At 74.6% G+C, this 13,220-nt stretch carries 14 protein-coding genes; 10 read left to right on the forward strand and 4 right to left on the reverse strand.

The features are described from left to right. Positions 1 to 52 precede the first annotated feature (52 nt). Positions 53 to 727: a Crp/Fnr family transcriptional regulator gene (locus BM093_RS11820; protein WP_093341552.1), complete on the reverse strand. Its 675-nt coding sequence runs from the start codon at positions 725 to 727 to the stop codon at positions 53 to 55. A 184-nt stretch (positions 728 to 911) separates the two neighbouring features. After that, positions 912 to 1,160, reverse strand: coding sequence for a hypothetical protein (locus BM093_RS11825; RefSeq protein ID WP_093341554.1), 249 nt, complete (start codon positions 1,158 to 1,160; stop codon positions 912 to 914). Between the two features lie 223 nt (positions 1,161 to 1,383). Between BM093_RS11825 and nth the strand changes: the two genes are divergently transcribed. The 4 genes from nth to BM093_RS11845 are packed head-to-tail and all read left to right on the forward strand — an operon-like array spanning position 1,384 to position 4,911. Then, the gene (nth, locus tag BM093_RS11830) at positions 1,384 to 2,184 is read left to right on the forward strand and encodes an endonuclease III (RefSeq protein WP_218162742.1); all 801 of its coding nucleotides are present in this window, start codon (positions 1,384 to 1,386) and stop codon (positions 2,182 to 2,184) included. Then, positions 2,181 to 2,834 carry a TlpA family protein disulfide reductase gene (locus tag BM093_RS11835; RefSeq protein WP_218162743.1) on the forward strand — a complete coding sequence of 218 codons (654 nt, stop codon included), beginning with the start codon at positions 2,181 to 2,183 and terminating at the stop codon, positions 2,832 to 2,834. The genes nth and BM093_RS11835 overlap by 4 nt, the downstream gene beginning before the upstream one ends. Then, positions 2,831 to 3,709, forward strand: coding sequence for an NUDIX hydrolase (locus BM093_RS11840; RefSeq protein WP_093341556.1), 879 nt, complete (start codon positions 2,831 to 2,833; stop codon positions 3,707 to 3,709). The genes BM093_RS11835 and BM093_RS11840 overlap by 4 nt, the downstream gene beginning before the upstream one ends. 2 nt (positions 3,710 to 3,711) lie before the next feature. Further along, positions 3,712 to 4,911, forward strand: a complete 1,200-nt coding sequence (locus BM093_RS11845; protein ID WP_093341830.1) for a MarP family serine protease — start codon at positions 3,712 to 3,714, stop codon at positions 4,909 to 4,911. A 41-nt stretch (positions 4,912 to 4,952) separates the two neighbouring features. Here BM093_RS11845 and BM093_RS11850 read toward each other — a convergent pair whose 3' ends face one another. Continuing rightward, positions 4,953 to 6,080, reverse strand: a complete 1,128-nt coding sequence (locus tag BM093_RS11850) for an aminotransferase class V-fold PLP-dependent enzyme (protein ID WP_177238409.1) — start codon at positions 6,078 to 6,080, stop codon at positions 4,953 to 4,955. A gap of 58 nt (positions 6,081 to 6,138) precedes the next feature. On the opposite strand from BM093_RS11850, the gene BM093_RS11855 reads away from it, so the two are divergent. Further along, positions 6,139 to 7,329 carry an MFS transporter gene (locus tag BM093_RS11855; protein WP_093341561.1) on the forward strand — a complete coding sequence of 397 codons (1,191 nt, stop codon included), beginning with the start codon at positions 6,139 to 6,141 and terminating at the stop codon, positions 7,327 to 7,329. 6 nt (positions 7,330 to 7,335) lie between these two features. Here BM093_RS11855 and BM093_RS11860 read toward each other — a convergent pair whose 3' ends face one another. Further along, the gene (locus BM093_RS11860; protein WP_093341563.1) at positions 7,336 to 8,610 is read right to left on the reverse strand and encodes an adenylosuccinate synthase; all 1,275 of its coding nucleotides are present in this window, start codon (positions 8,608 to 8,610) and stop codon (positions 7,336 to 7,338) included. Between the two features lie 218 nt (positions 8,611 to 8,828). On the opposite strand from BM093_RS11860, the gene BM093_RS11865 reads away from it, so the two are divergent. From BM093_RS11865 to BM093_RS11880, 5 genes are all read left to right on the forward strand, one after another. Further along, positions 8,829 to 9,404 carry a hypothetical protein gene (locus BM093_RS11865; protein ID WP_093341566.1) on the forward strand — a complete coding sequence of 192 codons (576 nt, stop codon included), beginning with the start codon at positions 8,829 to 8,831 and terminating at the stop codon, positions 9,402 to 9,404. Positions 9,405 to 9,520: 116 nt separating this feature from the next. After that, positions 9,521 to 9,589 (forward strand): putative leader peptide, encoded by a 69-nt coding sequence (locus BM093_RS38340; RefSeq protein WP_425439143.1) that lies wholly within the window; start codon positions 9,521 to 9,523, stop codon positions 9,587 to 9,589. A gap of 191 nt (positions 9,590 to 9,780) precedes the next feature. Further along, the gene (locus BM093_RS11870; protein WP_093341833.1) at positions 9,781 to 11,418 is read left to right on the forward strand and encodes an ABC transporter substrate-binding protein; all 1,638 of its coding nucleotides are present in this window, start codon (positions 9,781 to 9,783) and stop codon (positions 11,416 to 11,418) included. Then, entirely contained in the window at positions 11,399 to 12,361 is a 963-nt protein-coding gene (locus BM093_RS11875; RefSeq protein WP_093341568.1) for an ABC transporter permease, read from the forward strand. Before BM093_RS11870 ends, BM093_RS11875 begins: the two co-directional genes overlap by 20 nt. Then, a complete protein-coding gene (locus tag BM093_RS11880) occupies positions 12,358 to 13,218 on the forward strand; it encodes an ABC transporter permease (protein WP_093341570.1) in 861 nt (286 codons plus the stop codon). The genes BM093_RS11875 and BM093_RS11880 overlap by 4 nt, the downstream gene beginning before the upstream one ends. The last annotated feature ends 2 nt before the right edge of the window (positions 13,219 to 13,220 follow it).

Below are 13,220 nucleotides of genomic sequence, written 5' to 3' on the forward strand. Positions count from 1 at the left end.
TTCCCCGGGAACGCCTCGCGAGTGCGATGCGCCCGGGCGCGACCGACCGGGGTCAGCGGGCCCGGCGGGCCAGGCGCTCGGGCTCCAGGATCAGCACGCTCTTGCCCTCGAGCCGCAGCCAGCCGCGATGGGCGAAGTCGGCGAGCGCCTTGTTGACCGTCTCGCGGGAGGCACCGACCAGCTGGGCGATCTCCTCCTGGGTGAGGTCGTGGGTCACCCGCAGCAGGCCCGACTCCTGGGAGCCGAACTGGCGCGCGAGCTGCAGCAGCGACTTCGCGACCCGGCCCGGGACGTCGGTGAAGATCAGGTCCGCGAGCATGTTGTTGGTGCGGCGCAGCCTGCGGGCCAGCACGCGCAGCAACTGCTCGGCGATCTCGGGACGCTTGCCGATCCACTCGCGCAGCGCGGTGCGGTCCATGGTGTAGGTCCGCACCTCGGTGACCGCGGTGGCCGACGACGTGCGCGGACCCGGGTCGAAGATGGACAGCTCACCGAACATGTCGGACGGGCCGGCCACCATGAGCAGATTCTCCCGGCCGTCGGGCGACTTGCGGCCGAGCTTCACCTTTCCGCCCGCCACGATGTAGAGGCGGTCGCCGGGCTCGCCCTCGGAGAAGATGACCTGCCCGCGGGAGAAATCAACGGCTTCCAGCGCCTCGGCCAGCGCCTCGGCGGCCTGGGGCTCCACACCCTGGAAGATCCCAGCCCGGATCAGAACCTCGTCCACTGCAACTCCTCGTTCACCGGCCGCGATCCTCACGGCGGGTCGTCGGCGCGCCAGTGTAGAGGCCTTCGCCACACACGTGCGCACCACCGGCCCGATCGACACTCGTCCGATCGGGCCTGTTTCGTGCATCGGGCGCGCCACCGCCCCCGTAGACGATCTTGTCAGACCGCCCCTCGGACCGCTGTCACACCGATGGCACCTGGCTGCGCCGACCGCCCCGGCGACGACGGTTGCGCAGCCGGAAGAGCTCCAGCGCCCGGCTCGTGCCGGACCGGAACAAGGCGCGCACCTCGTCGGGGCGGGGCTGCTCGAGCATCTCGTCGAGCTCGTCCTGCCGCACCGTCGACTCCCGCAGGCGGGACTCGACGCGCTCCATGCCGAGCGCGAAGAACATCACGAGCAGCGGGACGAGAACGCTCAACCAGGCAGTCATGGCACCTCCGATCCTCTCGCACTGATTCGTACGTGTCCGCATCGGGGGTAGCCGATGCACCGGCTTCGTGATGCTTTCGTGATCTCGTCGGCCACCGGCCGGACGCTCGGCGGTGGTGGTGGACCGTTCGGCGTCGCCCGGCGTCGGCGACCGGTGTGCCCGGCGGCACGGCCCGCACGACACCGTGACAGGAGTGTCGGGGGCCACCCGTACGCTCGGTGACGTGAGTACCTCCGTCCGGCGTCCCACCCGGCGCGCCGCGGCCGGTCTCGCCGCGCGGGTCGCAGCCGGGGAGAACCCGATCGGGCGAGCGCGGCGGGTCAACCGGATCCTGCGCGCACTGGCCGAGGCCTACCCGCACGCGCACTGCGAGCTCGACTTCGCGACACCGATCGACCTCGCCGTGGCCACCATCCTGTCCGCGCAGTGCACCGACGAGCGGGTCAACCAGGTGACGCCCGCGCTGTTCGCCCGCTACCCCACCCCCGCCGACTACGCCGCGGCCGAGCGCACCGAGCTCGAGGAACTGATCCGCTCGACCGGCTTCTACCGCAACAAGGCGACGTCCCTGATCGGGCTGGGCGCCGCGGTCGTCGAACGGCACGGCGGCGAGCTGCCCGCCACCCTCGACGACCTGGTGAAGCTGCCCGGGATCGGCCGCAAGACCGCGAACGTCATCCTCGGCAACGCGTTCGACGTCCCCGGGATCACCGTGGACACCCACTTCGGACGCCTGGTGCGTCGCTGGGGCTGGACCACCGAGGAGGACCCGGTGAAGGTCGAGCACGCCGTCGGCGCGCTCGTCCCGCGTCGCGACTGGACGATCGTCTCGCACCACGTCATCTTCCACGGCCGGCGCGTCTGCCACTCCCGCAAGCCGGCCTGCGGCGCCTGCACCCTGGCCGCGGACTGCCCCGCCTACGGACTCGGCCCGACCGACCCCGGCGAGGCGGCGGCCCTGGTCAAGGGCGTGGAGCGGGAGCACCTGCTGGAGCTCGCGGGGATCACCGGGGACGGCCCGTGAGCCGGATCGGCGCCCGCCGTTCCGAGATCGTGTCGACGGCCGTGGTCGTGCTGCTGGCCGCGCTCGCCGTCTGGGCCCTGTGGCCCGCCTCCCCGGCGCCGCCGGGCCCGGCCGCACCGTCCGCGGCCGCCCCCGTGGAGTCCGACCCGGCCACCGCCGACCCGGCCGCACTGGGCGCCGCGCGCGACGCCGCCGGCCTGCAGCCCTGCCCGGCCCCGACCGGAACCCCGGCGGCCGGCCCGCTGGCCGGGATCACCGTGCCCTGCCTGGGCGCCGACGGCGAGGTCGAGCTCGGCGCCGCGCTCGCGGGCCGGCCGGCGCTGGTCAACTTCTGGGCGTCGTGGTGCGTGCCCTGCCGGGAGGAGCTGCCCGCGCTGGCCGAGTACGCCGGGCGTCCCGGCTCGGTGCCGGTCCTGACCGTGGACGTGCAGGACGACCCGGTCGCGGCGCTGCGGCTGGTCGCCGACCTGGGGATCACGCTGCCCGCGGTGACCGACCCGCGCGGCGAGCTGCGTGCCGTGCTCGACACGCCGCCGGTGCTGCCGTTCTCCTACGTCGTGCGGGCCGACGGTACCCCGGCCCGGGTCGACCCACCGATCCCCTTCCGGTCGGCCGACGAGGTCGCCGCGGCCGTGGAGCGGCTGCGATGACCGCCGTCGAGATCCCCGCACCGGACCCGGACGCGGCCCCGGAGGCGTTGAAACCGCTGGTCGAGGGCGTACTCGGGCTCGACCCGGCCTGGTTCGGGACGCGCCGGGACCCCGCGGGCCAGGAACGGGGCGTCCGCCGGGCCGCCGTACTGATGCTGTTCGGCCGGCACGACGACCGGCGGCCGGGCGCCGACGGCCCGGACGAGGGGCCCGGCCTCGACGTGCTGCTCACCGAGCGCTCCTCGACGTTGCGCTCGCACGCCGGGCAGGTCGCGTTCCCCGGCGGTCGCGTCGACCCCGGCGACACCGGGCCGGTGCACGCCGCGCTGCGCGAGGCGCAGGAGGAGACCGGGCTGGACCCGGCCGGCGTCGTACCGCTGGCCGTGCTGCCCGAGCTGTTCATCCCGCCGACCGGCTTCCTGGTGACCCCGGTACTGGCGCACTGGGCCGACCCGGTCCCGGTCCGGGCGATCGACCCGGCCGAGGTCGCGCGGGTGGTCCGGGTGCCGGTCCCGGTGCTCACCGACCCGGCCAACCGGTTCACCGTGCGCGGGCCGCGGGGCCACACCGGGCCGGCCTTCCGGACGTCGGGGCTGGTGATCTGGGGGTTCACCGCCGGCCTGCTGTCCGCCCTGCTGCAGCGGTCCGGCTGGGAGCGCCCCTGGGACGGCACGCAGGTCGAAGAGCTCGAGGACGCCTGGACCGTCGCCCGGCGGCTCCACGGGAGCCCGGGACCCGCCGCTCCGGACGACGGCGACCGGCACCATGCCGACCGGAACCATGCAGACCGGAACCACGGCGACCAGTACGACGCCGAACTGCGAGGAGAACGTGTGACCGATCCCGGCGGGTCCTCCCACGAGGTGGGCCGGTGATCATCAGTTGGGTCGACGTCGTCGTCGTCATCCTGGCGCTGCTGGCCGCGGTCTCCGGCTGGCGGCACGGGGTCGCGGTCGCGCTGCTGTCGTTCGTCGGCGTGCTGACCGGCGCCGTGCTGGGTCTGCGGCTCGCGCCGCTGGTGGCCGCCCAGGTCGAGTCCCAGCAGGCCAAGGTCCTGCTCGGGGTCGGCGCGGTCGTGCTGCTGGTCGCGCTCGGCGAGGCCACGGGTGTGTACCTGGGCCGGTTCATCCGGGACCGGATCCGCCGCGAGGGCACGCTCAAGGTCGACTCCACGCTCGGCGCCGGGGTGCAGGCGGTCGCCGTGGTGGTGGCCGCCTGGCTGATCGCGTTGCCGCTGGCCTCGACCGGTTTCCCCACGCTGACCGGCGGGATCCGCGACTCGCGGGTGCTCGCCGGGGTCGACGGGGTGATGCCCGACGCCGCCCGCCAGCTCCCCGCCGAGCTCCGGCAGATCCTCGACGACTCCGGCTTCCCGGACGTCGTCAGCCCGTTCTCCCGTACTCCGGTCGCCGCCGTCGGCCCGCCCGACTCGAGCCTGGCGCAGGACCCGATCGTCACCGAGGTCCGCGACCGGGTGCTCAAGGTCCGCGGGCGGGCACCGTCGTGCCGCCGGGCCCTGGAGGGCACCGGGTTCGTCGTCGCGCCGCAGCGGGTCATGACGAACGCGCACGTCGTCGCCGGTACCTCCAGCACGACCGTCGAGGTGACCACCGACAGCGGCCGTTCCCGCAGGCTGGACGCCGAGGTGATCCACTACGACCCCCAGGTCGACGTGGCCGTGCTCGACGTGCCCGCCCTGGAGGAGGAGCCGCTGCGGTTCACCCCGGACCCGGCGAGCGTCGGCGACGACACGATCATCGTCGGCTACCCGCTGGACGGCCCGTACACGGTCACGCCGGGCAAGGTGCGCGAGCGGATCCGGCTGCGTGGCCCGGACATCTACGAGCAGGGCAGCGTGGTGCGCGACGTCTACACCGTGCGCGCCGTGGTCCGCTCCGGGAACTCCGGCGGACCGATGATCACCCCGGACGGCCGGGTGGTCGGCGTGGTGTTCGGGGCCGCGCTGGACGACTCCGAGACGGGCTTCGTGCTCACCGCCGAGCAGGTCGCGGAGGCCCTGAACGTCGCCGCGGACGACTCGGCGACACCGGTCGACACCGGGGAGTGTGCTTCCTAGGGCTCGTGAGTGGTTGTCGCGGTCGGAGCCGCGACAACCACTCACGGAACGAGTGCGGCGCGCACCCGGTCGAGGTCGTCCGGGCGGGTGAAGTGGTGCGGCGCCAGCCGCACCCCACCGGCCCGCAGCGAGCAGACGACGCCCCCGGCTCGGAGCCGCTCGTGCAGTGCCGCACCGGACCCGTCCGCCGGGGACGCGAGGACGATCCCGGAGTGGCGCGCGGGCGGGCCGGGCCGGTGCACCGCCAGGCCTGCCGCGCGCAGCGTGTCCGCGAGCGCGTCGGCGGCGCCGAGGACGCTCCGCTCGACCCGGTCCCGGCCCAGCTCCAGGACGAGGTCGGCGGCGGCGCCCAGCCCGGCGATCCCGGCGGCGTTCTCGGTCCCGGACTCGAAGCGGCTCGCGCTCGCCGACAACCGGGGCTGCGGGGCGAAGGCGAACGGGTCCTCGACGCTGAGCCACCCGACCGTGGACGGCTGCAACTCCTCCATCGCCCGCTCGGACAGGTGCACGAACCCGATCCCGAACGGGCCGAGCAGCCACTTGTGCGCGCTCACCGCCAGCACGTCGATCCCGGTGTCGTCGGCGTCGACCCGCAGGGCGCCCACGCACTGGGTCCCGTCGACGACGAACAGCGCGGAGTGCCGCCGGCAGATCCCGGCGAGCCGGGCGAGGTCGTAGCGGTGACCGGAGCTGTACTGGACGGCACTGACGGCCAGCACCCGGGTCCGCGCGTCGACCAGCTCGGCGACGCGGTCGCCGTCGGCGAACCCGCCGGGCGCCGGGACGGTGCGGATCTCGACACCGCGCCGCCGCAGCGCCAGCCACGGGTACAGGTTCGACGGGAACTCCCCCTCGGGGACGACGACGTTGTCCCCGGGCAGCCATCCGGTCCCGTTGACGACGAGCGCGAGTCCGGTGCTGGTGTTCTGCGTGAAGGCCACGCGCTCCGCGGCCCCGCCGACGAGCGCGGCCACCGACCGCCGCACCCGTCCGGCCCGCGCACGCCAGCCGGCGGTCGCCGCGATCCCGGACGCCAGGTGCTCGTCGAGCACGCTCCGGGCGGCGTCCCGGACCCGGGTCGAGATCAGGCCCACGGCCGCGCAGTCCAGGTAGCCGGCCGCGCCCGGGTAGAGGTCCGCCACGCGCTCGTCGAGGGGGAATGTGCTCACCGTCCCATATCCTAGGACGATTTGGTCAGGGAGTGGGACGCCGGGCTAGCGTGGCCGGGTGCCCACCACGCTCGACGTCACCCGGAGCCGCCGTCGCTGGGTGGTCCTCGCGGTCGGTGTGCTCGCCCAGACGGCCGCCTGCTCGTTCGTCTACGGGGTGCCGTTCCTGGTCCCGCTGCTGCGCGACGCCGAGGGGCTGTCGCTGGCCCGGGTCGGCGCCTACGTCGGGGCCCCGACGGCGGGGCTGCTGCTCACCCTGATCGCCTGGGGCGCCGCGGCCGACCGCACCGGGGAGCGCCGGGTGATGGCCGCCGGGCTGACCGTGTGCGGGCTCGGTGTCGCCGGGACCGCGTGGGTGCCGGACCCGGCCGTCCTGCCGCTGCTGGTGCTCGGCGGCGCCGGGGCGGCGTCGGTGTTCGCGGCCAGCGGCCGGATGGTGATGGGCTGGTTCGGCGCCCACGAGCGCGGTACCGCGATGGGGATCCGGCAGACCGCGCAGCCGCTCGGCGTCGCGCTCGCCGGCCTCACGCTGCCGTCGCTGGGCGCCGCCGTGGGGCCGTGGACGGCCCTGCTGCTGCCGGCCGGGCTGTGCCTGCTCTCGGCGGTGCTGGTGCCGGTGCTGGCACCCGACCCGCCCCGGGCCGTGCGCCCGGCCGGGGCCGCCCGGGAACGCTCCCCGTACCGCACGCCGGTGCTGTGGCGGGTGCACGGCGCGTCCGCGCTGCTGGTCGTCCCGCAGTTCGCGGTCGCCTCGTTCGGCACCGAGTACCTGGTGCGCGAGCAGGGGTGGGGCGTGGCGGCGGCCGGTGCGTTCGTCGCGGCCGGCCAGGTGGCGGGCGCGCTCGGCCGGATCGCGACCGGCTGGTGGTCGGACCGCGCCGGCTCCCGGATGCGGCCGATGCGCCACATCGCGGTCGCCGCCGCGGCCGTGCTCCTGCTGTTCGCCCTCGGGGACGCCGTGGCCGGCGCGCTGGCGGTGGCGATGCTGGCGGTCGGGGCGGTCGTCACCGTCGCGGACAACGGGCTGGCCTACACCAGCACCGCCGAGCTGGCGGGCCAGGCCTGGTCCGGGCGGGCGCTCGGGATCCAGAACACCGGCCAGAACGCGCTCGCCTCGGTCGTCCCGGTCGCGCTCGGCGCGCTGGTCGGGGCGGCGGGGTACGGCGTCGGGTTCGCCGTCGCCGCCCTCGCCCCGCTGGCCGCCGTCGCCGTCACCCCGGTGCGCGACGAGCCACCGGTGCGCGGCTGAACCCGCTCAGCGCGTGATCGTCTGGTCCCGGCCGGGGCCGACGCCGATCGCGGACACCGGCGCACCGGTGAGCTCCTCGATCCGCTCCACGTAGGCCTGGGCGGCGCTGGGCAGGTCCGCCCAGCTGCGGGCGCCGGAGATGTCCTCGAACCAGCCGGGCATCTCCTCGTACACCGGCACGGCGTGGTGGAAGCCGGTCTGGGTCATCGGCATCTCGTCGACCCGGTGCCCGTCGACCTCGTAACCGACGCAGATCGGCACGTTCTCCAGCCCGGACAGCACGTCCAGCTTGGTGAGGAAGAAGTCGGTGATCCCGTTGACCCGGGCGGCGTAGCGGCCGATGACGGCGTCGAACCAGCCGCACCGCCGGGCGCGGCCGGTGTTCACCCCGACCTCGCCGCCGGTCTTGCGCAGCCACTCGCCCATCTCGTCCTGCAGCTCGGTCGGGAAGGGGCCGGAGCCGACACGGGTGGTGTAGGCCTTCAGGATGCCGATCACCCGGTCGATCCGGTTCGGGCCGATGCCCGAGCCCACCGACGCCCCGCCCGCGGTCGGGTTCGACGAGGTCACGAACGGGTAGGTGCCGTGGTCGACGTCGAGCAGGGTGCCCTGCGAGCCCTCCAGCAGCAGCGTCTCGCCGCGCTCGAGGGCCTGGTTGAGCAGCAGCCGGGTGTCGACGATCTTGTCGGCGAACTCCCGCGACTGCTCCAGGACGGTGTCGACGACCTCGGTGAAGTCGAGCGCGCGCCGGTTGTAGACCTTGACCAGGATCTGGTTCTTCAGCTCGAGGGCGGCCTCCACCTTCTGGTGCAGGATCTTCTCGTCGAGCAGGTCGGCGGCGCGCACCCCGACCCGGGCCACCTTGTCCTGGTAGGCCGGGCCGATGCCGCGGCCGGTGGTGCCGATCTTGGCCTTGCCGAGGTAGCGCTCGGTGACCCGGTCGATCGCCACGTGGTACGGCATGATCAGGTGCGAGTCGGCCGAGATCAGCAGGCCGGAGGTGTCGACGCCGCGCTTCTCCAGCCCGGCCTTCTCCTCGATCAGCGCCTCGGGGTTGACGACCACGCCGTTGCCGATGACGTTCTTGACGCCCGGGGAGAGGATCCCGGACGGGATGAGCTTGAGCGCGAAGTCACGACCGTCGGGGGTCACGACGGTGTGCCCGGCGTTGTTACCGCCCTGGTAGCGCACGACCCAGCCGAACTCGCCGCTCAGCAGGTCCGTCGCCTTGCCCTTGCCCTCGTCGCCCCACTGGGCGCCGATCAACACGATTGCGGGCATGTAAGAGACTCCAGTTCAACACGCTCGTCACGGCCGCGGACCCGGGCGTGGTTTCCGGATTCCGCGGCGGGGAGGGTACTCGATCAGTGGGTTCGACCGATCCCGAAGCAGTGCTGCTCACCTGCGTACCGCAGGAACGTCACCGACTTCGGCTCCACGGTATCCGGCCGGGCGCGCGCCGGGAACGCCCACCTGCGGCTCTGCTGGGCGACCCGGCGGTGCGCTCGGTCACCGCGGGCCCGCGGCCGGGCAAGGATGTCGTCGATCCGCTGCTCGACAACGGCGCGGTGCGCCGGTTGATCGTGCACGGTGACGACGCCGACCTGGCCGCGGTGCTGGTCCGGTTGCTGCGCCGCTCCGCGCTGACCACCGAGGTCGCCTACCTGCCGGTGTCGCGCCGGTCGCGCGCGGCGGCGAACTGGGGCCTGCCGCGGTCTTACGCGGCGCTCGTCGCCCTCGCCCGCGGCGGGACGGCCCGGCCGCAGCCGCTGCTGCGCGACGACTCCGGCGGTGTGCTGGTCGGCCGCGGCGAGATCCCCGGCCTGCACGGCGAGGCCTACTGCGACGCGACCCGGGTGTTCCACGGCCGGATCCCGCGGCTGGTCGTCGACGCCGGCCCGGCCGGGGTGCAGGTCCGCGCCGGGCGCGGGGTGCGGGCCGCGGACGGGCGGGCCGTCCAGATCGGGACGACGGGCGCGACCCCGATCCGCGACGGCGAGCCCTACCCCCGCGAGATCAAGCGCTGGGCCTGGTACAGGCACACCGAGCCCTGGCACCCCGTCCTGCCGGACTGACCGCCGCCCCCGTGCAACGCGGGTCACAGTCCACGCCGGACTGTTGACCCCGGACCGCACCGTGTACCTAGAGTGAATCCGGTTCGAGGATCGTCCACTCGAACGAGGGGGAGGACATGTTCCACGGGGTGCAGCGCCGCCACGTCGACCTCCTCCGTACCGCCAGCGCCGGCTGTCGGGGCTGACACCGGCCCCGGCGCTGCGACGATCGCGGCGCCGGACACGCGGCCCGCCCCCTGCCGTCCTCCGGCACCGGCCCGCCGTCACCGCATCGCCGGGACACGCCCGCCGGCCCTCTCACCGGCGCCCGTGCCTCCCCGGGCAACCCGTGCTCGAGCGCCTCCGCGCGCCCGCCGTTCCCGAGGACGCCATCGCCGTGAGACCGACCCCTGCCCGCCTGCTGCTCGCCGGCCTGACCGCCGCGCTCCTGTCGCCCGTCACCGCCTGCACGACCGGCCCCCGGGTCGAGCCGGCCGCGCTCGTCGCGCCCGCGGCCGCGTCCGACACGATCGTCTACGGCCACCAGCAGGAACCTCCCTGCGTGTACGGCGGATGGATCGAGCAGGGCTACCTGTCCGGCCAGATCCTCGACAACGTCGTCGCGCTCGACGACGACGGCCGCGTCGTCCCGTGGCTCGCCGAGTCCTGGACCGTCGCACCGGACGGTCTGACCTGGACGTTCCGCCTCCGCCGGGGCCCGACGTTCAGCGACGGCACCCCGGTCGACGCCGCCGCGGTCGCGGCCAACTTCGAGTACTGGAGCACCGGCGGCAACTCCACGGTGCAGGCGTGGATCGGCGGCTACTTCGACGCGGCCCGCGCGCTCGACGACCGCACCGTCGCCGTCCGGCTCAGCCGCCCGTACCCGCGGTTCGCCGAGAACATGACCCAGCCCTACTTCGGGCTCCAGTCGCCGCGGGCCCTCGCGACCCGCAGCGAGGAGGAGAACTGCACGGCGCCGATCGGGTCCGGCCCGTTCGTCGTCGAACGGTGGAACCGGGGCAGCGACATCCAGCTCGTCCGGCGCGCGGACTACGACTGGGCGCCGGCGAACGCACAGCACTCCGGCCCGGCGCACGTGGCGCGGGTCGACTGGCGGTTCGTCGCCGACCCGACGGCGCGGACGGCGGCGCTGCGCTCGGGTGAGCTCGACGCGATGTACGACGTGCCGGCGTTCGAGTGGGCCGGGCTGGAGGCCGAGGGCTACGCACTCGCGCGGTACGTGACCGGCGGCCGGCCGCAGCAGATCAGCTTCAACACCGAGCGCGGCCCGTTCACCGACCAGCGGGTCCGGCAGGCGTTCGCGCTGAGCCTGGACCGTCGCGGGGCGGTCGAGGCGGTCGGCAAGGGCGTCATCCCCTACGACGGCAACGGCCCGGTCAGCCGGTCGACCCCGGCCTACGACGAGCGGGCCGCGGCCCGCTACGGCCACGACCCCACGGCCGCCGCCGCGCTGCTCGACGAGGCCGGCTGGCACCCGGGCCCGGACGGTGTGCGCACCCGGGACGGACACCCCCTCGAGGTGGTGTTCCCGTACGCGGTCAACCGGACCGTCAACCAGGACGGTGTGGCGATCATCCAGGCGCTGCAGCAGCAGGCCGGGACGGTCGGGTTCCGGGTCCGGCTCGTGCCCTACCCGCCGAGCGCCGCCGCGGCCGGTGCCTACTCCGGCCCCGGCGACTACGACCTGATGATCGGCTACTGGACCGCGGTGAACGCCGGGATCCTGCACGTCAACTGGCGTCGGGACCTCCCGGACGCACCGAACAAGGCCAACTCGGCGTTCTACGACGACCCGGCCCTGGAGGACCTGATCCTGCGGGCGAACTCCGAGGCGGACCCGGACCGGCAGGCCGAGCTCTACCGCTCCGCGCAGCGCTACATCGCCGATCGGGCGCTCTCGATCGGTGTCTACGACCGGCTCAGCACCCTGGCCGTGAAGCCCGGCCTGCGCGGGGTGCGCCAGGAGCAGTCCCAGGGAGGGCCGATCTTCCATGACGCGCATTTCGCCTGATCAGAGCAGGTGGTGGCGGCGCTGGGCCGGCCGGGCCGGGTCCGCGGTGGTCGTGGTCTGGGGTGCGGCCACCGTCGCCTTCCTCGCCCAGCTCGCCCAGCCCGGTGACCGGGCGACGGCGGTGCTGAACCTGCGGACCGGCCAGACTCAGGAACGCTCGCCCGACGAACTCGCGCCGATCAACGCGGAGTACGGGTTCGACCGCTCCGCTCCGGCCCAGTACCTCGAGTACCTCACCGGTCTGCTCCGCGGCGACCTGGGCACGTCGTACCAGCAGCACCGGCCGGTGTGGGACGTGGTCTCCGAGCAGCTGCCCGGCACACTCGCCCTCACCGGCACCACCCTGATGCTGGCCTGGGTGCTGATGCTCGCCTGGGTACTGCTCACCGCCGGCCGCGGCCGCCGGATCGGGGGCTGGGGCGCCGCGGTCGACTCGGTCCTCGCGAGCCTGCCCCAGTACTGGCTCGGGGTGGTGCTGCTGCTGGTGTTCGCGTTCGGACTCGGCTGGTTCCCGGTCGTGGGCGGAACGGGGCCGGTCAGGATCGTGCTCCCGGCGCTGACCCTGGCGCTGCCGCTGGCCGGGTTCCTCGCCCAGTCCACCCGCACCGAGTTCGAGCGGGTGCTCGAGCAGCCGTTCGTGCTCTCGGCGCGGCTGCGCGGCTCCGGTGACCTCGCCGTGCGGCTGCGGCACGTGCTGCGGCACGCGGCGCTCGCCCCGCTCACCCTCACCGGCTGGGCGCTCGGCGCGACGATCTCCGGCGCGGTGATCGTCGAGACGGTGTTCGCCCGGCGCGGCATCGGTCGCACGCTCGTCACCGCCGTCGAGTCCCAGGACCTGCCGATCGTCACCGGGATCGTCGTGCTCACCGCGGTGGCCTACGTCGTGATCAACCTGGTGCTCGACGCCCTGTACCCGCTGCTCGACCCGAGGGTGACGCCATGACCACGACCACCACCCGGCCCGAGGCACCGGCCGCGGCGCGGCCCGCACGGGCGGCCCGGCCGCGGCCCGGTGTCCTGTTCACCGGTCTGGCCGCGGTCGTGCTCGGCGTCGCCGCCGCCGCACCGTGGCTGCTCGCCCCGGCCGACCCGGACGCGATCGATCTGGCGGCGACCCTGCAACCGCCGTCCCCCACCCACTGGTTCGGCACCGACGAGATCGGCCGCGACCTCTACACCCGCGTCGTGCACGGCGCCGGCCAGTCACTCACGATCGGGGTGGGGGCGGCCGCGGTGGCCCTGCTGCTCGCCGTGCTGCTCGCGCTCGCCGCGACCCTGGCCCCCGGCCCGGTGGCCACCGCGACCGACCGCGTCATCGACGTGCTGTTCGCCTTCCCGACCCTGCTGCTGGCGTTGCTGCTGGTCAGCGTGCTCGGTCCGGCACCGCAGACGCTCGTCGTCGCGGTCGGGGTGGGCGTGGCGCCGGGCTACGCCCGGATGGTCCGGGCCCAGCTGCTCGGGGCGCGGCGCTCGCCCTACGTCGAGGCCGCGACCGCGCTCGGGCACCGCCGGACCCGCATCGTCGCCCGGCACGTCCTGCCCAACGCGCTCCGGCCGCTGGTCGCGGTGTTCGCGCTGTCGGTGGGCCAGTGCGTGGTCTGGGCCTCGAGCCTGTCGTTCCTCGGCCTGGGCGTCGCCCCGCCCGCCTCCGAGTGGGGCGCGCTGCTCGAGGCCGGGCGCGCCTACGTCACCGTCGCCGGCTGGCTCGTCGTGCTGCCCGGCCTGGCCATCGTCGCGCTCGCGGTCACCGCCACCGCGCTCGGGCGCGCACTGCAGTCCCATCTCGAACCCGGGGAGTGAGC

The sequence above is a fragment of the Pseudonocardia ammonioxydans genome (assembly GCF_900115005.1).
Taxonomy (GTDB): domain Bacteria; phylum Actinomycetota; class Actinomycetes; order Mycobacteriales; family Pseudonocardiaceae; genus Pseudonocardia; species Pseudonocardia ammonioxydans.